This is a genomic window from Paenibacillus sp. JT22N1 (assembly GCF_059692155.1).
In genome coordinates this window covers 1-23,030 of the sequence record NZ_JCAUAW010000039.1, presented here as the reverse complement: position 1 = coordinate 23,030, position 23,030 = coordinate 1, and the positions used below count along the sequence as shown (strand labels likewise).

The 23,030-nt window shown below is 46.6% G+C and carries 22 protein-coding genes; 1 reads left to right on the top strand and 21 read right to left on the bottom strand.

All coding sequences use genetic code 11. The features are described from left to right. Positions 1–8: 8 nt before the first annotated feature. From AC58UU_RS37960 to AC58UU_RS37915, 10 genes are all read right to left on the bottom strand, one after another. Positions 9–1,394, bottom strand: coding sequence for an LLM class flavin-dependent oxidoreductase (locus AC58UU_RS37960; RefSeq protein ID WP_497322623.1), 1,386 nt, complete (start codon positions 1,392–1,394; stop codon positions 9–11). A gap of 32 nt (positions 1,395–1,426) precedes the next feature. Then, on the bottom strand, positions 1,427–3,655 hold the full coding sequence (locus AC58UU_RS37955) for an SfnB family sulfur acquisition oxidoreductase (RefSeq protein ID WP_497322622.1): 2,229 nt from the start codon (positions 3,653–3,655) through the stop codon (positions 1,427–1,429). Between the two features lie 13 nt (positions 3,656–3,668). Continuing rightward, on the bottom strand, positions 3,669–5,048 hold the full coding sequence (locus AC58UU_RS37950) for an LLM class flavin-dependent oxidoreductase (protein ID WP_497322621.1): 1,380 nt from the start codon (positions 5,046–5,048) through the stop codon (positions 3,669–3,671). Between the two features lie 18 nt (positions 5,049–5,066). Next, positions 5,067–5,732, bottom strand: coding sequence for a methionine ABC transporter permease (locus tag AC58UU_RS37945; RefSeq protein WP_161409806.1), 666 nt, complete (start codon positions 5,730–5,732; stop codon positions 5,067–5,069). Next, complete coding sequence (locus tag AC58UU_RS37940; protein WP_497322620.1) at positions 5,725–6,495, bottom strand: methionine ABC transporter ATP-binding protein; 771 nt, start codon at positions 6,493–6,495, stop codon at positions 5,725–5,727. Before AC58UU_RS37940 ends, AC58UU_RS37945 begins: the two co-directional genes overlap by 8 nt. 18 nt (positions 6,496–6,513) lie before the next feature. Next, positions 6,514–7,401: a MetQ/NlpA family ABC transporter substrate-binding protein gene (locus AC58UU_RS37935; protein ID WP_497322619.1), complete on the bottom strand. Its 888-nt coding sequence runs from the start codon at positions 7,399–7,401 to the stop codon at positions 6,514–6,516. 48 nt (positions 7,402–7,449) lie between these two features. Next, positions 7,450–8,733, bottom strand: a complete 1,284-nt coding sequence (locus AC58UU_RS37930; protein WP_497322618.1) for an acyl-CoA dehydrogenase family protein — start codon at positions 8,731–8,733, stop codon at positions 7,450–7,452. 43 nt (positions 8,734–8,776) lie between these two features. Then, positions 8,777–9,934 (bottom strand): FMNH2-dependent alkanesulfonate monooxygenase, encoded by a 1,158-nt coding sequence (gene ssuD, locus AC58UU_RS37925; protein ID WP_497322617.1) that lies wholly within the window; start codon positions 9,932–9,934, stop codon positions 8,777–8,779. Positions 9,935–10,030: 96 nt separating this feature from the next. Further along, positions 10,031–11,488 carry a 4-hydroxyphenylacetate 3-hydroxylase family protein gene (locus tag AC58UU_RS37920; protein WP_497322616.1) on the bottom strand — a complete coding sequence of 486 codons (1,458 nt, stop codon included), beginning with the start codon at positions 11,486–11,488 and terminating at the stop codon, positions 10,031–10,033. 186 nt (positions 11,489–11,674) lie between these two features. Then, positions 11,675–12,274 carry a TetR/AcrR family transcriptional regulator gene (locus AC58UU_RS37915; RefSeq protein WP_497322615.1) on the bottom strand — a complete coding sequence of 200 codons (600 nt, stop codon included), beginning with the start codon at positions 12,272–12,274 and terminating at the stop codon, positions 11,675–11,677. Between the two features lie 178 nt (positions 12,275–12,452). On the opposite strand from AC58UU_RS37915, the gene AC58UU_RS37910 reads away from it, so the two are divergent. Beyond that, entirely contained in the window at positions 12,453–12,617 is a 165-nt protein-coding gene (locus AC58UU_RS37910; RefSeq protein ID WP_497322614.1) for a hypothetical protein, read from the top strand. Between the two features lie 411 nt (positions 12,618–13,028). Here AC58UU_RS37910 and AC58UU_RS37905 read toward each other — a convergent pair whose 3' ends face one another. The 11 genes from AC58UU_RS37905 to AC58UU_RS37855 form a co-directional block, all read right to left on the bottom strand. Then, positions 13,029–13,232 carry an NUDIX domain-containing protein gene (locus AC58UU_RS37905; protein ID WP_497322655.1) on the bottom strand — a complete coding sequence of 68 codons (204 nt, stop codon included), beginning with the start codon at positions 13,230–13,232 and terminating at the stop codon, positions 13,029–13,031. A gap of 36 nt (positions 13,233–13,268) precedes the next feature. Further along, on the bottom strand, positions 13,269–13,727 hold the full coding sequence (locus AC58UU_RS37900; protein ID WP_497322613.1) for a putative iron-sulfur cluster-binding metallochaperone: 459 nt from the start codon (positions 13,725–13,727) through the stop codon (positions 13,269–13,271). A 168-nt stretch (positions 13,728–13,895) separates the two neighbouring features. Continuing rightward, positions 13,896–14,477 (bottom strand): FAD-dependent monooxygenase, encoded by a 582-nt coding sequence (locus AC58UU_RS37895; protein ID WP_497322612.1) that lies wholly within the window; start codon positions 14,475–14,477, stop codon positions 13,896–13,898. A 39-nt stretch (positions 14,478–14,516) separates the two neighbouring features. After that, positions 14,517–15,113 (bottom strand): FAD-dependent monooxygenase, encoded by a 597-nt coding sequence (locus AC58UU_RS37890; RefSeq protein WP_497322611.1) that lies wholly within the window; start codon positions 15,111–15,113, stop codon positions 14,517–14,519. Between the two features lie 269 nt (positions 15,114–15,382). Beyond that, on the bottom strand, positions 15,383–16,573 hold the full coding sequence (locus AC58UU_RS37885; protein WP_497322610.1) for a Ger(x)C family spore germination protein: 1,191 nt from the start codon (positions 16,571–16,573) through the stop codon (positions 15,383–15,385). A gap of 13 nt (positions 16,574–16,586) precedes the next feature. After that, complete coding sequence (locus tag AC58UU_RS37880; protein ID WP_497322608.1) at positions 16,587–18,113, bottom strand: spore germination protein; 1,527 nt, start codon at positions 18,111–18,113, stop codon at positions 16,587–16,589. 17 nt (positions 18,114–18,130) lie between these two features. Continuing rightward, entirely contained in the window at positions 18,131–19,243 is a 1,113-nt protein-coding gene (locus tag AC58UU_RS37875) for a GerAB/ArcD/ProY family transporter (protein WP_497322607.1), read from the bottom strand. Further along, positions 19,227–19,460: a hypothetical protein gene (locus AC58UU_RS37870; RefSeq protein ID WP_497322606.1), complete on the bottom strand. Its 234-nt coding sequence runs from the start codon at positions 19,458–19,460 to the stop codon at positions 19,227–19,229. The genes AC58UU_RS37875 and AC58UU_RS37870 overlap by 17 nt, the downstream gene beginning before the upstream one ends. 420 nt (positions 19,461–19,880) lie before the next feature. Next, positions 19,881–21,203 (bottom strand): epoxide hydrolase family protein, encoded by a 1,323-nt coding sequence (locus tag AC58UU_RS37865; RefSeq protein WP_497322604.1) that lies wholly within the window; start codon positions 21,201–21,203, stop codon positions 19,881–19,883. Between the two features lie 391 nt (positions 21,204–21,594). Next, entirely contained in the window at positions 21,595–22,335 is a 741-nt protein-coding gene (locus tag AC58UU_RS37860; protein WP_497322602.1) for a cell wall hydrolase, read from the bottom strand. Positions 22,336–22,589: 254 nt separating this feature from the next. Beyond that, positions 22,590–22,802 (bottom strand): hypothetical protein, encoded by a 213-nt coding sequence (locus AC58UU_RS37855; RefSeq protein ID WP_497322601.1) that lies wholly within the window; start codon positions 22,800–22,802, stop codon positions 22,590–22,592. Between the last annotated feature and the right edge of the window lie 228 nt (positions 22,803–23,030).

The window sequence follows — 23,030 nt, the reverse complement described above, 5'->3', positions numbered from 1 at the left end:
CCTTATATCTAACTAATGTGCTCATGTTTTCTTCGATACTGCGCCGCAGGATGACTAACCGGGAGCAGGGGGTTCCCCGATCCGAACAGTTTCTCCCTGAGCGTCCCAGGCTCATAGTCTAGTTGATATACGCCACGGCGCTGCAGTACGGGTACGACTCCATCAACAAATTCACGCAAGCTCCCTGGTGTAATCAGATGCGCAAGATTAAATCCATCCAGTCCAGTCTCCTCTACCTGCTCCTGCATGTAGTCAGCGATTTGGTCTGGTGTACCCACGAGCAAGCGGCCCTGTCCCTTGTCCAGAGTCCCGATACGTTCCATGATTTCCTTAACGGTAAGAGGGTTCTGGACATGTTTGGTATACTGAGCCGCCCGGCTCTGGCCATGATCGGTTGCCCGATACGCCAGATAGGAATCAGGATCGAAGGCGGATAGATCATAGCCGCTAGAGCCGCCGAATTGCGCAAGCGCCGCCTCCGAGCTCCATAAGCTGGCATATTCCCGCAGCTTCGCTTCCGCTTCCTCCTGGGTTGCTCCAACGATGACATTCAAACCCGTAAACATCTTGATACTCTGCGGATCCCTGCCTAATTGCTCCGCTTTGTTCCGTATGTCTTCAATATTTGCTTTCAGCGATCCCTTCGAGTTGCCGCCTACGAAGACACATTCCGCATGTTTAGCGGCGAACGCCCGTCCTTTCTCAGAGCTTCCGGCTTGGTACAGAACTGGCGTACGCTGCAAGGAGGGCTCGCTTAGATGTGGTCCGGGTACACGGAAGAACCGGCCTTCGTGATCGATCCGGTGAACCTTCGCCGGCTCTGCATATACACCTCGAGCGGTGTCACGCACCACCGCGCCGTCCTCCCAACTGCCTTCCCACAGCTTATAGGCAACTTCCAGGAATTCATCTGCAACGTCATACCGGTCATCGTGCTTGATCATTGTATCCAGACCGTGATTCAAAGCCGCATTGGGCAAATAGGACGTAACAATATTCCAAGCAATTCGCCCGTTCGTCAGATGATCGAGTGTAGTAAATCGTCTGGCATGTGCGTAGGGATGCTCATAGGTGGTTGTCACCGTAACGGCAAAACTCAAATTCTCCGTGACACTTGCCATCGCAGGAACAATGAGTGCAGGATCGTTTAACGGCACTTGAACGGCATCTCGAATTGCCGGGTCGGCGCTCATTTTATAAACATCATAAATGCCAACGACATCCGCTAGAAACAGCGCATCAAATTTCCCGCGTTCAAGCAATCTGGCCATCTCCGCCCAGTAATCCAGGTCCGTATAGCGATGTCTTTCACTATTCGGATGCTTCCATAAACCGTGTGAATTGTGCATGGCACTATTCATATCGAATGCGTTCATGATGATTCGCTTTCCCATAGCCCGATGATTCACCCCTTCCATTATAACCTTTACACTTTATATTCATGATAAACTCCATTCAAGAACCACTTGCCGACGTGATGCAGCTTTAACCGAGCCGGATCATGCAGCGTATGAATGCGTACATTGCGCCAATGACGGTCGTAATTATGTTTGCGATCCATGGATGACGTCCCGGCAACCTCGAAGAGAGCATTCGTGATTTCGATCGCCGTCTCTGTCACGAGCCATTTGGCCGAATCAACCGTCAATGCTGCCTTGCCAGCGGTTTCTGCATTCAAGTCTTGGCGCGCCTGATCGATCGCATCGGCAGCACGGTCCAGCAAGGCTTCCGCCGCTTGCAGGCGAATACCGAGCTCGCCGAATCGCCGAATCAGGTCGGGCTCTTCGCTCGCTCTCGCTGCACCGCTGCCGTAAGCGGGACGCGAGTGGTCGCGAACATAGGAGGCAGCGTCCTCCAATGCCGCCCTCGCAATACCAATATCAATGGCAGCATGCATAATTTGCCCGAAAGCTGAGAAATATTGGGGTCCCTCAAATATTTGGAAGTGGGGTAGCAAATAGTGCTCAGGCACCTTCACGTTCCTGAGCACTACGCTGCCGCTCGCCGTCGTCCTCTGGCCGATACCCGACCAATCGTCGAGTACCGTTACCCCAGGCGCGTGTCTCGGAACGAAAGCCGTCATTCTTTGTTCCTCTTCGTTCAGCGCCGTAACAGGGATCCAGTGTGAATAGAGTGCTCCCGTCGAATAGAACTTATTTCCATTTACTTCAAAGCTTTCCTCACCCTCCAGCTTACGGACAGTTGTCGTAAGCTTTCTTGCGCCTTTGCTGCTGCTGCGTTCTGCTAAACCATTGCCAAACTGAGCACCCTTTAATACTTCTTCGAAGAAAAAACTTTTCTGCTCTGCACTGCCAATCAACTCGATCGTTTTCACAAAAAAATGATGATTTTGTGGAATTTGACCGATAGATCCGTCCGCATGCGAGATGATTTTAAAGATGTCCACAAGCGTTCGGGTGGAAACATCAGGACCTCCGTACTCCTTGGGTACGACGAGTCCAAGCAAACCTAATTCGGCCAATCGTCGTATTTCGTGCAGAGGCAGCTTGCGTCCGCGATCCCGGTCAGAAGCTCCGGATCGAATTTCCTCCGCAAACAATCGCGCGGTTGCCAGCGCGTCCTCGTCCCCTTGGAGGATGCGAGCCCGTGGCCGCTCATTGAAGAAGGAGAGCGGCAGATCGCGCTCAGCGAATTGTGAGAGTGATTCCCGCTGAGGACGCTCCAGTTCTCCGCTTTCAACAAGCAATTGTGCGCTTTGTATGGTAGAGAGCGACAGCGATTCTTCTAAAGAAAAATCGCCTTGCAGGCATCCGTGAGCTTGCATCTCTTTCTTGAAATTGACAAAACTGCTCCATTTATCATCTGTAATGCTAACTCCAAATTGCTGGTGCAGGTGCTCGGAGAACATTACAGAGATCTCATTCTCGGGGACTCCAAGCTGTTTTGCAGCAAGCCGGTGTGCTTCTGTGCGGTTCTGAGTGGCCCAATCGGCGGCTAGCGATAGATGGGCGAGCAATCGCTCGATTTCAGCTGAATGCTCTCTAAGCGATCCCGCTGAGACAGTCAGTGCAGACAGCGCGGAAGTTTGGAAACTGAAGCCTTCCAGTTCACGAATCCCCAAAAGTCGTCCAGACTCTGCGGAGAGTGCCCAGTCGGCATACACGGCATCAACTTCCTTGCTTAGTAAAGCTTGGAGTTCCCTCCTCCCAACCTGAAATCCGTCCGCAGCATGCTCGACTTGAAGTTCCACCCATTTCGGCTGTCCTCCCTCAACGCCAACTTTATGGAGCGTTGCGGCCACGATCTTCGCCGCATTGAGCTTCCGCATGTTGTCATCTGGGCTGATCTTCCCTGCAATCCCAAGCCTGGCACCACTTAGATCGACGGCTCTTCGTAACGGTGAATCCGAATGCACGAGAATGGCACCTCGCCGCTCCTGATGCTGAAGCCCGATAATGCGGACCTCCTCCTTCAAGGCTAACCGCCTAAGAACGACCGAGGCCGGCTCAATTCGGAGATCACATTCATCGGCTGCTCCTGCCATAAGCCGAAGCCTGCCGGAGCCAGCATCCCGTAAGACCGGGATGCCTCTGCGCCGCAAATCGAGTGGCAGCTCTCCCAGCTCATAAGCGAGATCGATTGCGTTCGGAATGTCAGTCGCTGGCTGCGGTAGAGCATCTATTTTTATTGACATACTTATCCTCCTATCAGGTCAAAGTAGGCTGCTTACGGTATGCGGCGCCGGGATGATCTTCGGGCAGTCTGCTTACGCCGACACCGAACAAACGTTCTCTAAGTGTTGACTCCTCATACTCTTCCCGAAACAATCCTCTGCGCTGCAGCTCAGGAATGACGAGCTCCACGAAATCGCGCAGCGTGTCCGGTGAGACAATCTGCGTTACGTTAAACCCGTCGATCCCCGTCTCCTCTACCCAAAATTGCATTTTGTCGGCTACCTCTTCCGGCGTCCCGACAACGAACAGTCCCCGTCCACCCAGCGTCCCTAATGTTTCCATGACTTCCCGGACTGTCTTCGGACGCGGGCTGTCCTTCGTGAATTGGGCCGCTGCCGTCTGCCCATGGTCCGTTTCTGTGTAGGCTAGAACATCTTCCGGGTCGTAGGCGGACAAATCATAGCCGCTTCCTCCACCGTAATGAGCCAGTACGCCTTCCAAACTATAGAGCTTTTGGAAGCTCTCAAACTTACGCCATGCTTCATCTTGCGTTCGTCCAACAATGGCAATCAGACCGGTCATCAGTTTGATATGATTCGGATCACGGCCGAAGGCGGCTGCCTGTGCACGAATATCCGCTGCATATCTCTTCAGTGTCTGAACGTTCCCGCCACCCAGAAAGACAGCTTCCGCATGCTTCGCTGCAAATGCACGCCCGCGCGCTGAACTACCCGCCTGATAAATGACCGGCGTCCGTTGGATGGAAGGTTCGCTTAAATGCGGTCCGGGAACTTTGAAAAATTTACCCTCATGATGAATGTGATGCACTTTATTCGGATCCGTATATACGCCATTGTCGACGTCACGAATAACTGCATCGTCTTCCCAGCTGCTTTCCCAGAGCTTATAGGAAACGTCTAGGTATTCTTCGGCAATTTCGTAGCGGTCGTCGTGTTTAACCATTTGATCCAAACCGAAATTACGGGCAGCACTGGGCAAATACGAGGTCACGACGTTCCAAGCGATTCTGCCCTTCGTTAGGTGATCTAGTGTCGACATCCGCCTCGCATGGCTGAACGGCTTCTCGTATGTCGTAGAAAATGTAACAGCGAAGGCCAGATGTTTGGTGACAAGCGCCATTGGCGACACGACGAGGAATGGATCATTGCAAGGAATCTGCACAGCTTCGCGAATGGCTGTCTCAGGTCCTTGCTTGTAGACATCGTATACCCCGACAACATCAGCTAAGAATAAGGCGTCAAACTTCCCGCGTTCCAGCAATTGTGCCAGCTCCGTCCAATATCGGATATCTGTGTAGCGATGCCGAGTGCTGCCCGGATGCCGCCATAAGCCGTGCGCAATATGTCCAACGCAGTTCATTTCGAAGGCATTGAGGTGAATTTTTTTGGGCATGCTGATTTTCCCCCTTATTTACAACCGCTTATCCAGCTTGCGTACGATATAGTTGCCCGTGAATTGAAAAACTTGTACGAAGAGCACCATAATAACAATCGTAACGAACATCACATCCGTTTGATAACGGTAATAGCCATATCTGATGGCAAAATCGCCGATCCCCCCGCCTCCGACTAGCCCCGCAACCGTAGAATAGGAGAGGAAACTCACCGTAACAATGGTGACCGCATTGGCAATACCGGAACGAGCTTCGGTGTATAACACCTTCCAAACGATCTGGAATTTGTTTGCCCCCATGGACTCAGCTGCTTCGACCACACCGCGATTGACGTCGAGGAGAATCTGCTCAATAAATCTCGCAAAATAGGGTACCGCATTGATGATCATCGGCACGGTGGCTGCTGTTGTGCCAAGCGCCGTCCCAACCACAAGCCGGGTAAACGGAATGATAGCGATCATGAGAATGAGAAAAGGAAACGAACGAATCAGGTTGACGAATCCATTCAAAATGAGATAAAACTTGGGCCATTTCAGAAAAGAATCGGGCCTTGTCAGGAACAAAATCGTTCCAAGCGGAGTACCAATGGCAACGGCAATTGGAAGCGTCAAAATAAGCATGTATAGCGTTTCCAGCAGCGCCTGAATAAGCTCAGGCCAAGCAGTGGCTATGTTATCAAACATAGTTAGCCTCCAGTTCTCTCTCCAAAGAGATCTCATTGTTGAACAAATATTGGGCAATATTGGATTGCGGCACAATATTTTTCTCACTCAAATCAAATTTCTCAACAATTTTCCCATGCTCCATGACTGCGACTTTATTGCAAATTGCTTTCACGACATTCATCTCATGTGTGACGATAACTATAGTGATGCCTAGATTGCGGTTAATTTCCTTCAGGGCAGCCAAAATACTGCCTGTCGTCTGCGGATCGACGGAAGAAGTCGGCTCATCGCATAGCAGAATTTTCGGGTTGTTCGCAAGCGCACGGGCAATCGCGACCCGCTGCTTCTGTCCTCCGCTCAGCTTGGCTGGGTACGCCTTGGCCTTGTCAGTTAAGCCGACCATTTCGAGGCAGCTCTCGATGCGTTTATGCCGCTGAGCCTTGGGCACCTTGGCAATTTCTAGCGGAAAGCTTACATTGTCATACACATTTAAATTATTAAGCAAATTAAAATGCTGAAAAATCATGCCAATGGAAAGTCGTTTCTTTCTTAGCTCGCGCAAAGTGAGCTTCGTCAATTCCTCGCCGTCGACGATGACTTGACCTTCGTCTGGCCGTTCTAGCAAGTTAATCGTACGCAGCAGAGTCGATTTCCCCGCTCCACTAAACCCAATCAGGCCATAAATATCGCCTTGCGCTATTTGCAGCGAAGCGGAGGATACCGCGTGCAGCGGTCCTCCGGCAGTTGTGAACGTTTTGCTTATATTTTGCAAAGTGATCATGGAAAGCCCTCCCCATCGTTATTTATTCAAACTTTCCAATGTTTCAATGGCGTCTCCGTAGTTCTCCTTATAAAAATCTTTAATTGCCTGGCTCTCATAAGCTTTCTGCAGCGCTTTGACTTTAGGCGTGCTTAACAGCTTGTTATTAACGGCCACAATGCCTTTGTAAGGCAAATCTTTTCCTGTCTCCAAGGCCAAAGCATCCTGTTTTGGTTTATATCCAATCTGAACAGCAGTTCCAGCGAACAAGAAGCCGACATCCACATCATCAAGCGTCCTCTGCAGCATCAATTGGTCTACTTCTTTAAATTTGTACTTATGAGGATTATCTGTAATATCCTTGAGCGTTGCATGGATAACATCCACGCCGTCCTTCAATTTCAGAAGCCCCAGATCGCGAAGCATGAACAGCGCGCGTCCGTTGTTGGCGGGATCGACTGGAATACCAATGAGGGCACCGTCGGGCACATCTTTGAAAGCTTTATATTTCTTAGAGTACAAACCTGATGGGGTGAAGGTTGTGTAGAAGGCTCTCGAGATATTCTTCAGACCTTGATCCTTCACGAATTGATTAAAATACGCCTCGTGCTGAAACGAATTCGTATCCGCTTGGCCATCGTTAACAATTTTGTTGGGTTGGATAATGTCGTTTACGATAACATAGTCAAGCGTATAACCGTCCTTAGCTAATTCAGCTTTCAGAATTTTGACAATCTCTCCGTTGAACCCGGTGTCACTCATCACATGATGAATCACCTTATCTTCCGGATTAGCGGTCGCAGCAGCTTTGGCATCAGGCTGAGCAGCCGCATTCGTGCTTGCCGTTTCCGTCTTCGAGCAAGCAGCAAGAAGGAATGTGAGGGCAGCGATAATGAGCATTGTGGTGAGTATGGTTGGTTTTTTCATCTTTTTTTACCACTCCTTTAATCTGAGATTTGTATGTTAAAAAAGAGACTAAGACGGCGGCTTCAGCCGAACATCGTCGTCCCCAGTCGTCTGGTCAGCATGTGATCGTGCGTCTATCCCGGTTTGCCAAGCGAATGGCGGGCGTGTACCGTTAACAGCGTAATCGCCGACAATTCGCTCTTTATAAATCAAGGGGTTATGTGAAGTGATTGTGCGAGCATTCCGCCAATAGCGGTCAAGCCCCTTCGACCTGGCAGTCGCTGAAGCGCCAAGCGCATCAAAGATTGCGGCAGTAGCCTCAAGTGTCAGCCTCGCAACAATTGTCTGTGCTTGAGCCACTTCCACCTCCGCCTCCACATTCGCCCATTCCACGTATCCGGTGTCCTCTGATGTCTTGGCCTCGTACGCGCGCTGCACAGCCTCAGCTGCTTTCAGTACAATCGCCCCTGCAGCGTATGCCTGACTGTGCACGCGTCCAACCACTTGCAGCACTTGAGGATCTTCGCCTGCCCGGGCGGCTGATGCATGCGAGTACGTTCTCCGCCGTTCGGCGACTGCTGTCGCAACGTCTCTCGCTGCCGCTCTGGATATTCCTGCCAGCGTTGCAAGATGAACCATTTGGGCGAACGCGGTGCCGTACTTCGTGTACGTTTCTCGGGCGAATACGTCCTCTCTCTCGACCGGTGTATTGACGAACTTCGTCGTGCCGCTGCCTGTCAGCGTTTGCCCGAAGCCCGCCCAATCATCCACGATGTCGACGCCTTCCGCCGCAGCTGGAACGATGGCTGAGATGATGTCGTCTTCTCCAGCCGTCGCGCTAACTACGATCCAATCGGCATAAATTGTGCCTGTGGAGTAGAATTTAATGCCATTTAAACGGAGCTGATCCTCCGCTTGTGACAAGGTGGTCGCGATACTGCCCACCTTGTTTTCTCCAATCTCCGTCAAGGCATTCCCGACGATCTCCCCCTCTGCGATGCGCCTTAACCATCGTTCCCTTCGTTCTCCATCCGGCAAATTTAATATTCTCTCGACGAAACCGAAGTGAATTCGCAGCGCTTGCGTCACATTGGAATCTGCTTCCGATAATTCAATCAGCAGTCCAAACAATTCGGGGAGCGTAGCACCGAGCCCGCCATCCTCTTGCGAAAGGCGGATAGTCCCGAAGCCGCATGCCCTTAGCCAGTGGATCTCCTCATGAAGCAGTTTACGATTCAGTTCCCGAGTAACGGCTCCATCGCGAATTCGTAGGAAGGTTGGCCGGAAACGCTCGGCCAGTTTCGTGTAGTTGTCTGATGGGCCGCTGCCCCAAACACCTTCGTTTATTCCCATTGTCCTCCTCCTTGTTTCTGTTCGATAGAGTACCCTCAAGCTCTCAAGAGGAGGCTACCGACCTATTTTCCGCATTAGGCAAAATATCATTTGCTACCATCTCGCCGAACGGACTTACGAACGCATATTTCTCTTTAGGTGCCTCCCTATGCTTAAGCGGGAGCTTGGGAAAAAGCAGTTCTTCGACTCGGAAGGCTTCTTCCAAGTGCGGATAGCCAGACATGATGAAAGTTTCAATGCCCATCTCATGGTACTCCAGCATCCGCTCTGCAACCGTGTCCGGATCGCCGACCAATGCCGTCCCCGCCCCACCTCTAACGAGGCCGACGCCTGCCCAGAGATTAGGGCTGATCTCCAGTTTGCTGCGATCTCCTCCATGCAGCTCTGACATCCGGCGTTGCCCGACGGAATCCATTTTGGCAAAGGAAGCCTGCGCCTTGGCAATCGTTGCGTCATCCAAGTTCGAAATTAATCGGTTTGCAGCAGCCCAAGCCTCATCTTCCGTTTCACGAACGATGACATGCAGCCTTATTCCGAATCGAACCTTCCTTCCGCGTTTGGCAGCGAGTTCCCGAACCGTGTCAATTTTTTCTTTGACTTGTTTAGGCGTTTCTCCCCATGTTAAATAAACATCAATATGATCCGCAGCGATTTGTTGAGCGATGGGTGAGGACCCCCCGAAATAAAGCGGTGGATAAGGTGCTTGAACCGGCGGATACATAATTTTCGCCTTATCTACCGTGATATGAGAGCCATCAAAGTCAATCTGCTTGCCTTGCATCAGCTGTCTCCAGATGGTCAAATATTCATCCGTCAGCTCATAACGCGTATCATGATCGAGTAAAAGTCCGTCGCCTCTTGCCTCGGAGGTATCTCCGCCGGTAACGATATTGATGAGCAGTCTTCCTTGGGATAACCTGTCGAAAGTAGCTGCCATCCTCGCCGATAACGTCGGTGACATTAGACCTGGCCGCAGTGCTATAAGAAATTTCAACTTTTTTGTAGCCGGAATTAAGGCAGAGGCTGTTACCCAAGCGTCCTCGCACGATCTTCCCGTTGGCAGCAATACGCCACTGAATCCAAGTGTGTCAGCCGCTTTGGCAATCTGGGTAGCATAGTCTAGATCGACCTCCCTTGCTCCTTCTCCCGTGCCTAGATATCTTCCATCTCCATGTGTCGGTATAAACCAGAAAATTTCCATATGGCTTCCATCCTTTCTTGTAAATAAAAAGGAGACCTATGCCACCCTACAGGGCAGAAGGTCTCCGGTTGTCCGGTTGACAGGTATGAAGAACAATTAACTTCCGTTCACAGCTCCCCGCTTTGCTGACTCTTTGATGAGTTTCCAAATCGGAGCGGTCAAGCTTTCTTTATCATGACTCAAATATTGATTGGCAAAACCACGTACAGGGTCCCCGGCGTAAAATCTCTCATACAGCTCATGCCGGGCACCAAGCGGGCTCCCCACTAAATCCCACGCGAGCTTGAACAATTGCACCTTTTTCTCTGCGCTAACCGCAGCTCCCTCGAAATACTCGCTCATTAACTCGGATATGGTGCCATAGAAATCTTCAATGCTGGAGGGAACTTGAACAAACCCGCCACCGCCAATCTGTTGTAAAATTTCAACGGCACGCGGATAAAACTTAGTCCCTATGTTTCTTGCTGTGTTTATATAGGACAGCTCTGGTACCAGGACGCCGTGCTCGTCATATTTGGCTTGTGTCTCGGAAGCAATGACAAGCGCTTTGATCGTATCAATTTGCGTTAACAGCTCGCCAAGCTTTTCTTGAATGTGGAGAAAACCACCTACGCCAATCGCTTCTGCAACAGCAAACGTGACACCAGTAATAAATTCAAGCTTGGCCACATAACGTACGACATTTTGATGAAAAGCTAGTGCATTTGCCGTTGTATTCGCTCTTAGTGCCATAACCTTCTGGGCATCGCCATACATCAGTACGCGTTCCCATGGGATCAATACATCATCGAAAAACAACACGGCATCCATTTCGTCATATCTTGCGCTGAGAGGAGAATCGTGTGCTTTATCGCTCGCATACGACTGTCGGCAAACGATATGAAGACCTGCAGAATTCGCTGGCACGATGAGGACATGCGCATGCTCGCGATGGGCTTGTTCCAGTTTGAGAAAGGAGAAAATAACAAAGTCATGCGTATATGGCGCACCCGTTGCGATCATCTTGGCTCCTCTAACAACGATGCCTTCACTTGTCTCCATAACCACATGCAGAAAACGGGATGCGATTCTGTTATCGTCCAATCCGCTCGACCTGTCAATTTGGGGATCAATGATGGCTGTCGTCAGAAATAGATCGTTATCTCTAGCCGTTTCATAGTAAGTCGTTATTTTATGTGCAAAACCTGGTTCCAATCGATCAAGCTCGTGGCGCGCAGCATACCATCCGGTAATGAAAGATCGGGCATAATCGGAGAGCCGGCTCATCATGCCGTTGCATTGCTTAGACCAGAAGGCGAAGGATTGACTTCTCTTAGCAAGCTGCTCCGAGGTATGGGGTACAAGGAAGGAACTGTGAGCATAAGCTTCCCTGCCCTTGATCCGATAGCCTACCTGATCTCGAAGATGAGGATCGTCAAGGGAATCAAATAGGTTTCGTATGGTTCCTAATGTTCCACGAAAAGCTGGATGTGTGTCGAGATGGGTGACTTTATTGCCATCCAGCCAAACCGTTCGCCCATCGTTCAAACTCTTAATAAACCTTTCGCCTCTCAAGCTCTCACTCCCACCTTCCGAAACTCAATAATTCCGATGAATTAACTCAGGTATTGAGTTAATCATATCCATCCAACGAAACATGGTCAACAAACAAAAAGGTATGAAATGAAGTTTTTCGGACATCTTCCCTTTTTTTGACCCGTATTTTTCAGCAAAACAAACACAATTCATTCAATTGTGCACCTAAAGGCTCATAGCCTGATAAAACCCAATTGAAGCTATTCGGCTTAATTGAATGGCCATATAGTTGGGTGAGTAAATCATCCCTTGTTTCAACCAGCTAACGATAATTCCACCAATCCATGACGACATGCTTACCAGCAAAATATCGAGTGGAATCGGCTGCTTCTGATCCATTCGGTTGTTGTCGACTCGTTGGCCTATTGTGATCTGTACAGCTTCGATCATGCGATCTCCAAATCGCGAATCTGGCAAATGAAACAACAGAACACGATAAATTGGAGCTTGCTCGGATAAATGCACGAACAGTAATAGGAAGTAGGGGTCAGGGACTTCATGATGCGGTACATATCCCAATATTTGCGACTTATTGTTTTCATATAAGTTCATTAACTCGGTAAGATTATCTTTCATGATTTGTTCAAGCAGGTCGTACTTGTCTTGGAAATGGGTATAAAATGTGGATCGACTAATATCCGCAGCATCTGTAATATCCCTCACGACAATTGTTTCGAATTCCTTCTTTTCACAAAGCGACAAGAATGCACTGGTAATATGTTGTTTCGTCTTATGAACTCGTCGATCTGATCGTAAAACATTCATGCTTATCTCCCCTTAACATAAAAATACTTGACACTTTGTACTGGTTATGTCCGAAAATGGACATTGTCTGGAATTATGTTCCTTGTTTTGAATTTGTTATATGTTATCATAAAATACAAATCCGAGTTAATCAACTGGAATTATCGATTTTTAAAAAACCAAATTGGGGTTCTCGCCAATGGATAAAACAAAAAAGGAACGGCTGCCTGAGGCAAACTGCTCCTTATTGATTTTTAATGGTTACGATTCAAAATGGCAGTCGATCGTTTGCCGACTGCCGCCGCATTTGATTGAATTAAGTCTCCCGAAAAAGGGAGCGTACAAATCTGATCCAATGACCTAAGCTACTAGGTTTCAATCGCTCTGATACCCTTGCAAAGTAGTCTTTTAGCAGGTTTAATGAGATTTCTTCAATCTCCAGATTACCCAGTTCTCGAATCAACTACGCGGTTCTTGAATAGTAAAATCAGCAGCCTCTGTAAAAAAAGTTTTAGACTGACCCCATAAAAGAAACAGCGGCGGACTAGGACTCAAAAATAAAGTCTTAGACTGCCGCTGTTTTTTTGAGCTATCGTTTCCCGTTAGTTTAGTGACAAGACTTTTCTATACTGACAAATCGTTCTGCGTTAATTCAATAAGGGAAATTCATTTTTTCAAGATGCCCTTTAGTTCAAGCAACTTGTTCTTTATAAAAGGATCTATTTCTTCAGGTAATCGATCAAATTGAAAAAATTTAGCTTCAATTGCTTGATTTTCATCGGGTGTAAGATTCCCTTCTAATCCCTATATCTTTTTGTAAATTTCGTTTAATACATTCCTCGACAGACTCATTTAACTGTAATATGCCACCAGGTATGCCCCAGGTTCTACCTATGTATCGATTCAGTAAAATTTCACCTGAATGATTAATGATCGCTACACTAGGTCGCGTGATTATTAGTGGAGCATTTCCGATCATCTCTCGCATTTTTTCACAATAATCCATAATTACCTCCTAAGATAATTGATTTATAAACTTCGTAATATTGCTTAAACAACAACTACCTTGAGGGTTATTTACCTCACAACCACATCGATTTTTATTGATGTTTTCACGAATATGATCCACAGGAGTAGGCGTATGTCCTGATTCAACAGATTGAGTAATTTTTTCTTTTGTCCAATCAAAACAATAACAAACAGGAACCGCCGAAGCAGGGTCTTTTTGGTGTACTGGAACCTTGATCTCTGATATGAAATAGATTTTTTTATCTGTATCAAAATACACTACATCACAATTACTCGTTGAACAAAAATAATGGGTTACGTCTGCATCCAAAGACGATAATGCGGCTGGTTTTAACATGGACTTTAAAGTAAGGAGTTTTACTTTTTTTCCATTTGCCATACAGGATGGACATTTTCCTGTATCGTTCATTCCAGAACCTTGAGCAGTCGTGTAACAATCACTCATGAGTTAACCCTCCGTTTCAATTGCCCTTATATAGGAAATTATACCATTCCTTTAGCAAAGAAAAAGGGATCATCGACTGCGCGGCAGCCGTGACCCCATTTAAGTATCGTTCCGTTAGCTTAACGGACTAATCAAATAAAATGGCAACATTCTTATCGTTTCTGGCTTTTAATCTACAAATCGAAAACTGGGGTCGATCGGTAATGGTGCAGGGAGGAAAAAAGCCCTTCGTTGGACAAATCGTGTTAGTGGGGTTTTGCTAACTATTGGGACAATATTTGAAGCCATGAATCGGAAAAATCGGGTATGATCCATAACAATTCCCTCGGCACGTTTTTGGAAATTGTGAACCATACGAACCTCTGGCTGTCGGATAGTTTGTATTCTGCTTAAGAATTCTTTGGATGTTTCTCCCTTTTTGATTGCATTCCAAATAACGTCAGCAGCTATAAGGGCGGTTGCCGTTGATAGCGAAACACCAATGGCGCCGACTGGTGACGCACAATGTGCAGCATCTCCAATCAAAACGCATCCATCTTGTGCCCACTTCTTCACGTTCATTATACGTGATTGAAGAACTATAAAAGCTTTAAAATCTTCAAGTTCGTCTGCAAATTCGTTAAACAACGGATTAAGGCTTCGAAGGGTTGCTCGAAACGACTCAATTCCTTGTTCGCGAATCTCCTTCCACTCGTTCTTTCGGAAAACGAGTCCAATTTGCATGTGGTTGGGGTATTTTGGAAGAATCAAGTGAATCCTATCCGCTAAGCAAAATCGCAACGTGTTCTTTTACCCAGGAGGAAGTGGAATCGTGAACCATACAATGTCATTTTTATAGAATTCATAGTCCATTTCAAAATTTGCCATTTTTCGTACCGCAGAGAAACGTCCATCCGCCCCAACCGTTATCTTGGCTGAAATCCTATACTCCTCTTCACGACCACCAGCAGCGATCACGCCAGTAATCCTTTCGCCATCTCTTACGACCTGCTTGACTGCGGTATGAAAAAGCACCGAGAAATGAGGATACAATTTGCATTTTTCATGAAGCGCTTGTAGAAGAAAGGTTTGAGGCATCCACATGCCGTAAGAAAATTTAGGAGCTAAGTTCGAAAAACGAAATCCTGCCAACTTCTTATTACTATGCATAAGCTCAATATCATTTAATTTAAGATGAGGTTGGTTTTCAATGTAATTTCTCAAATTTAGCTGATCAAGCATTTGACCGAAACGAGGTAGCAGGACCTCTCCTCTGTATTCTCGATCAAAATTTTCATTGCGTTCAAGCACAACAACCTTTATTTGTTGTTTAGCCAGGAGAAGCGCCAACATCATTCCAGCTGGACCTCCGCCAACAATACATATGTCTGTATCGATTTGCCTCATTTTATCAATCCCTTCATAGGATCGGCGATTAAATGCATCCACGGTATTTATATTCGTGATTAATCGGTAATATCCTATGGAAACGGATCCATAAGTTTCCTACTATGATATTGAACTATCCTGCTCGTTCGTAATAGCCACCGAATTTATCGCCGGCAGCCTGCTAGATCTTGTTATGAAGCTATCGTTCTTCGTTAGTTTAATCATTTTTTTGATTTAACGTATAGCGGTACATGATAAATCCACTCGACTTCAGTGAGAACTCGGTTTTACTTAATCTCATCCGTATAGCTTTTCATCTTTAGTCCGGTTCTTCTTATATAGATGGAGATGTCGGCCTTAAGCACTGCGCGCTTGAACTCTTCGTTCCAGTTTTGACGAACTTTTTTGAAAGCGGCCGTATCCTGTCTGTACATATCTTCACCGAATCCAAAAATATCAGATCCGTATTCGACCTGCACCTTCTTCATGGTACTCTCTATGGATGCTTTTAATTTAAGTTCAGCCAATTGTTCCAGTTTTTTGAATGTTTGAGGCTTGGATAAATCGGCTTTGCATGAAATCCCCTCAACGATGCCGTTGATGAATACTTTAACGGTTACGATAGGGGTGCCGGCACTGTAAAACGCCTTTATTTTTGTTCCTGAATCATAAACACTGACATCAAAATGCCCTTTGTCTTTACAAGGTACCGTCACTACAGTGTTTTTAATCATGTTCTGTGTCCATAAGTAGTTGCGCGTATCATCTAAATTGAGGAGTCCGACAAGTTTCTGTTTGTTAAACACGCCTAGTCCCGACAAGATCACATTATTACGAATGATAACGGATTTTAAATTCTCATCTTTCGAGCCTGTTTTCACATTCCCTTGGACGGTAACCGTTTCGATGACAGGGTCCCTTCCTTCAGATGTGAACGCTTCGATCATGTCTTTCATCTTGACTTGCGGAGCTCCTCCCCAATCATTATTAAAATTATCGCTTTGCCGAAACAATTTGGTCGAGGGTGAAATACCTCCCGGTATAAGAGTAGAGATGACTTCCAAAGCGGTGCCGCGAGTAACTAAGACCATGTTGAAATCGTCCCGCAGTTCCCAATCTCTTTCCAGAAAATCCAAAAAATCCAGATTGCCCTCGCGGGCCACTTCCTCGTTCAGTGCAAATACTCGAACATGCGAATAAATCAATTTTCGAGGAAGCCCTGCATTCATTTTGCGGCGTATTTCCTCTACCGAATTCCCTTCCTGACTATAAACGATAGCTGGAATAGAACCTCCCCCTGTTTTTTTGCCCATTTCCGTCGGATTAATAATTTGTACGGAAAGCTTCCATTTCATGTTCTCGCCTTTATCCAATGCCATCCCAAATACTACAAATAAATTGTTCAATTCAACTGTGGCACATCCTGACAATAGGATTAGCAGTGCTATTCCCGATAATAGAGATCGTTTCGTATTCATTGCTGGAGGCCCCTCAATCTTTTGTTTTTTTGTTCATTTTGTAAAGCGGCGATTTTGTTTTTAAGAAGAAGCTTCTTTGGAACATTTTCGGATAAGGCAGACGAATCCATACCCCGATAATATCCCGTCGAGAGGAAGGCGCTAATGGTGTTAAGTAAGGAATTCCCAGCGAATTTAGCTTTACTAAATGAATCATGATGAGAATTAAACCGAACCCGATACCGTATAAACCCAATGCAGCACTTAATAGGATTAACATGAAACGAAGCAAACGAAGAGTAAGTGCCATGGAGTATACCGGCACGACAAAACTGGCAATTCCTGTAAGTGAAACGATAATGACCATAACACTCGACACGATACCAGCTTCGACTGCAGCCTGTCCGATTACCAAAGTACCAACAATGGACACCGCATTGCCGACAGCTCTCGGCATACGTATTCCAGCTTCCCTGAGAATTTCAAAGGTGGTTTCCATAAGCAGTACTTCGATGACGGTAGGGAAAGGAACCAATTCCCGTTGTGAAACAATCGTGATTAACAACAAGGACGGTATCAGCTCTTGATGATAGGTCGTGACTGCCAAATAAAACGCTGGCAATATCGTAACAAGAAAAAGCGAAATGAAACGAATCAAACGGATGAACATTGACATTAGGTATGATTGATAATAATCTTCCTGGCTTCGGAAAAAATCGTTGAACACGGCTGGAGCTATAATCGCAAACGGGCTTCCATCCACGATGACAACTATCTTCCCTTGGATTAGGCTACCGGCTGCAGTATCAGGTCTTTCTGTGTTAAGAAACATAGGGAAAGGCGAATACATATTGTCGCTTAGCGATTCTTCGAGAACAGACGAATCCATCAACGCGCCAATTTGCAGCCGCTGTAGACGGAGGCGCAATTCCGCCACGATGTGCTCGTTTGCAATATTTTGCATGTAAGCCATGACAACCGAGGTATTCGTATCTTTGCCTAGCTGTAGAAATTCGAATCGAAGAGCGGTATGTTTGATCCGGCGCCGGACAAGGGAAATATTTGTTTGCAAATTTTCCGTGAACGAATCTTTCGGACCACGGATGATGGTTTGCGTTGTAGGCTCTTCGATGCTTCGGGACTTGAGATTAACAATTGAAAGAGCAAGAGCTTTATCAATTTGATCGAAGAATAATAAAGCATATCCGTCCAATAGGCATGATAAAGCTTTCTCAAGTTCGGTTACGATAAGATAAGAAAATCCCGGAAACAGCTGCATTCGGAAATGCTCCAAGTCATTGAAATCTTGGGATGCATGGGCAGGAGACAGTAACGGCTGTCTGATGGTGTCGATTTCTTGCGCGTTAGTCATACTATCGAGAAAGCATATTAAGGCGCTTTGCCTGTCCACAAACATCCGGTCGAAGCGAATGTCAAGGGTATTGCCGAACGCCGCTTTGAGATTATCCAGATTCGTTTCCAATATGGGCGATAAGGGAGCATTGTTCATTCCTTCGGGAAGCAGCGAGTTTCTCGTCGTTGCTTGATCTGTATTATTCATCGGAAAGTCCCACCTTACTATTTATTGCCTGCAGCTACCCGTTTTCTAGTTCTCCACATTACGATTCCGCATAATACGCATGGAAAAGCGATTTGAAACGGAATATGAAGGATATAGGGAACGAGTTTAATGCCTTCATAAACGTGTTCGGCAAAATTATGGGAAACTACAACAGACAAGACCGAAAGGATCAACCCAATTGGAATGACAAACAATTGATATCGTACGTTCGTCAAATGTTCCAATCCCTTTAGTCCGCCGTAAAAGAAGACGGACACTTTGATCACGATGCCCAGCATCACGATGAATGTCGCTAGCGCATCAATACGTTCAATAAAATATCCTATGGTTAAAATGCGTGCGGCGCTAAGCAATGGGAAGGTTGCCCTTGATCTTGCATCTATGCCAATCGTGCCGATTTGGATAATACAAGAGAAAACTATAACAAAAGAACTAGTCAAGATAGCAAACACACCGACGCGCCGAGCTTTCGAGAACTGCGAGGCGAACGGAATGAACATTGTGAATGCGATCAACTCACCAAACGGAAAAGTAATCACGCTCGGGAACGCAGCTTTAATAATCGGTCCGATACCTTCGCCCATAACGGGCAACAGTCTTTTAAACAAGACGTCCCCGTCGGCAATTAAAAGAATGCCGATCAGAAATAAAAAACCCATCAAGAGCGGAGCAAATAACTCTCCGATCCGACCAATGATTTGAATCCCCGAGCTTGTAAGGTACATACAAAGGATATAAAAGAAAAGATGCAAGATCTCAACTGGCGTCTGGGTCAAGAGTGTGGTTTTCATGATCTCGATTAAGTCACGATCTACCCGTATGCAAATGTAGAAGAAATATATAACATAAAGGTAAATAAATACGGCCGCAATTGGCTTACCCATGGCAAATTCCATGATTTGAAAGAAATTCCGTTCTGGCAGCCGAAGCATAAACCCGAAGTAGATCAGCAGAAGAGCGACTCCCACAGCAGACGACAGTAAGATCGAAATCCATGCGTCCTGTTTAGCATCGCTGCCGATGCCGAAAATGATGGCGCTGCCTGTTTCAAATGTAACCATCAGCAAAAATAGTTGCGATAGAGATATTTGCTCACGACTTGGATTCATTGCGGTTTACCGATCGAAATTTTTTGATGTCCATAAATAGACTTACGACCAATGCCATAACTAATTGCAGGAGCAGGATGGGCCTCCCGAAGCTCGTGTGAATGCTTGCCAATTCCAGATAAGATTGAAGCAAAGATTTCTGGTAGATGGTTGCGTCGAAAAGAGCCAAAACCGTAATGAGGCTTAAAAATACAAATATTAACGTCAAAGAAACCAAGTGGGAACGACTCCTTTTGGTACATTTTAGTTTATGATGTTCATTTTGGAAAATTTTTATTCGACAATCAGACTTGGTCTGTGAGAATTGAAACATAATGATCATTAAATCCACCTATTAGCGTTAAGAACCAAGTTGCTGAAGGATGAAGATGATTATTTTAAGATTACGATAATGCCCGCATTGTTCTCCAATGGCAGAATATGAATAAGTCCAGTTCTTATACTATGTGATAAGTCCACCTCAGTATCCTGCCCGTTAACGTAACAAAGCGGCCGATCGTGCCGGCCGCTTCGTCATTCAACTAACGTTCTTCGTTAGCATTCAACGTTTCTTTGCCAATTCTATAACCGATTGAATGAATGGTGCTTTCAGAAGACACCAATTATAATGGCATGAGCGTATTCCACCTAACTCCGATTAGCGTAACGACTTGAATGCGGCGCGGAGTTCTGCAGTGAAAAGTTCTGGCTGCTCCCACGCCGCGAAGTGTCCGCCCTTGTCGAGTTTGTTGTAATACATGAGTTTGGGATACGCCCGCTCTGCCCAACTCTTCGGTGCTTGATAGAGCTCGTCAGGAAAGACGCTCACTGCAACCGGGATAGATACGCCTTTGACGTCGAAGAAGGAGTACTTGTTCTCCCAGTAGAGACGAGCCGCAGAAATCGCTGTGTTCGTCAGCCAGTAGAGTGTGATGTTGTCGAGCACATCGTCTCGCGTAAGGCCTCCAGGGTGTCCGGCAAAAGCCTGTGAGATCAGCTCCAGACTCTTCGCGTCATGGTCAATCATATAGGCTGCCAAACCGACAGGCGAATCCACCAGTCCGGTCAGCGTCTGCGGGCGCGTCCCCATCAAGAAGGCGTAACCGCTGTGTTTGTAGAAGAAGTCCAACTGTTGGACCGCGCGCTTCTCTTCGGCTGAGAGACCGGAGGGCAGCGGATTGCCGGACTGGATCGCCTTATCAATGTCGGGCGGAACCGTGCCAGGCATGTTGGAGTGAATGCCGACCAGTCCCGGAGCCTTCTGTACAGCCATCAAATCCGTGATAAGCGCACCCCAGTCGCCGCCTTGCGCCACATACTTCGTGTATCCAAGGCGCTTCATCAGCACTGCCCAGGCACGTGCGATGCGGTCGGGGTCCCAGCCGACCTTGGTCGGCTTGCCCGAAAACCCGTAGCCGGGCATCGACGGAATCACCAGATCGAAAGCGTCCGATGCCTTCCCGCCATATGCCGTGGGATCGGTAAGCGGCCCGATAATCTTCATCATCTCGATGATCGAGCCGGGCCATCCGTGCGTGATGATGAGGGGCAAAGCATCTTTATGCTTCGAACGAACGTGAATGAAGTGAATGTCCTCACCATCGATATTGGTGATGAACTGCGGCAAGGCGTTCAGCTTCGCCTCGATCTTGCGCCAGTCGTAATCTGTCGCCCAATAGCGCGCGAGTTCCTGAATCGTCGCGAGCTGCACGCCTTGCGATTGATCCGAGACCGTTTCTTTATCAGGCCATTTTGTCGTGTTTATGCGCCTGCGCAATTCAGTAAGTTCCGCTTCCGGAACATTCACATGAAACGGACGAATGGCGTTCTTGTCTGTAGGTAGCTTTTTTATCTCCGTTTTGGATTTTTGGGGATTTGCTTGCGGATTCCCGCCTTTAGCATTGGCATTAGTGCCGCAGACCGTCAATCCTAGGGACAGGACCAAAATCATTGCCAAACGAAACCAGTATCTGCTGCTCATAAGTAGTAACGCTCCATTCGGAAAGTTTTTTATGGATACCCTTCCGTTAGATTCCATCCAAAGTGCAATTCTTATTCCATTTTTCGGAGTAATGCTGAAACAACCAGCAGTCTAATACTTTATTTATTCGGTCTACAACTTTATTTTTCAGTCTAACACTTTATTTTCTTCGAACAATGAGACGATTTTGGTTATGCCAAATATGCCCGTCCCTCAATGCCAAGCAGGACATATTATAAAAAATTAGATTTTGTAAACATATCTGATCGCAGAAAGAGACCCACAGCAACGGGCTGTGGGTCGGTCTTAATTTTATATATTAAATCTGATAGTCTATATCGCCACGAAGAAAGCATTAGGAAAGGGAAGATGACTTCCCCCCTGCCTAATCTTATTTAAAAAATGTGTGTCCACCAATGATTACTGTGACTTTAGTATTCGAGTTCGGTTTATGACGTTCTATATTCATATTCGTGAAATACAGCGCGCCTATACTTGGATCACTACCGCTTAAAGCATCATGAACAGCTTGTCTGGCTGAATCAATGGCGTCTTTATTAATCCTTCCGTTTTTAACCGGCGTAAACTGATAGACCCTGCCATTATTTGCATAAATGATGTCTTTAATGGATTCGGGAAATAGGCCGGATAAGGCTCTGTTTAATACAACGGCGGCAACGGCAACCTGACCTTCATACGGCTGATTTTCTGCTTCGGCTGTGACAAGCCTTGCAAGTAACTCCTTATCACTATCTGATACACTTACTCTTTCAGTAGTTTGGGCTTGATTAGGAGTTGTGGAATCAGTTGCATGCTTCTGTTCTATTGGTTCCGGTATTTGTTCTGCAGTCAACTCGGCCGTCTGTACAGGCGGTTGTACCCACTTTGCAAGTTCTACGTGCTCAGGCAATGGGTTCATTGCTGAAGTAAATACCTTTTTATCAAGAGACAGGTTTACAAATGGTTTCGCAACTTTAATTTCGCTTTCCTGCTGAGATAAGCTTTTCGATTTGGTGATGGAATCGACTTGCTTATTCATGCCATACCTAGTAGTATCTGCGCCAATAGCAACTACGAGGAAGCTGGAAAGGATAGCGGTCAGCAAAAATCCATAAATTGCTGGCTTTCTCACTTTCTTCACACCCTTTTCGTTGTGGAACCACACATGAGATCATCATATACATAGTTTTTCGAATTGTCTCTATTATATTTTTGGTTATATTACCATTATCATTCAAGAAATCGTGAATCACGAGCTGCGCCTAGTTTCATTTTTTGTTCTCACTATGTGAGATTTTCAGGTAGTTCAATCGGTAGGCGTACTGATACTTGGCAATTCAAAGCGATTAAATTATGTAGTATCAGAATGTTCAACTTTCCGCCATTTTAATTCATGAAACATAGGCGGGTAATAACCGGATCGATCAAAACTACCACCTTTTGGTACTCACCATCGTCCGACAATTCCCCGAGCAAAATGTTTCCCGTTTTGTCATTTTGCAGTTTCCATTTGCCGCTTACTATTGCTTTTCCGTTCAAGAGAAGTTGCCGCTGCATCTGCGTAAGACATCGAAATCGCTGGATTGTCCGCGATTCCATGAATGACGGGAGCTGAACTCTCGGTAGGGATTTCTTTTTCGGAATCCCATACTTTTATAAATACTTAATGATAAATTCAAACATTATTGGCTCAAGAAGGCGATTGTTATTGAACATTACTGCCCGTCCCTCGGTTTTAAGGGTTTATCTCACATATACTCACTCATTCGCAGGATTTTGACACCTTGGTTTGCAGATGTTGTTCAGGAGAGCGCTCATCAGACGTAG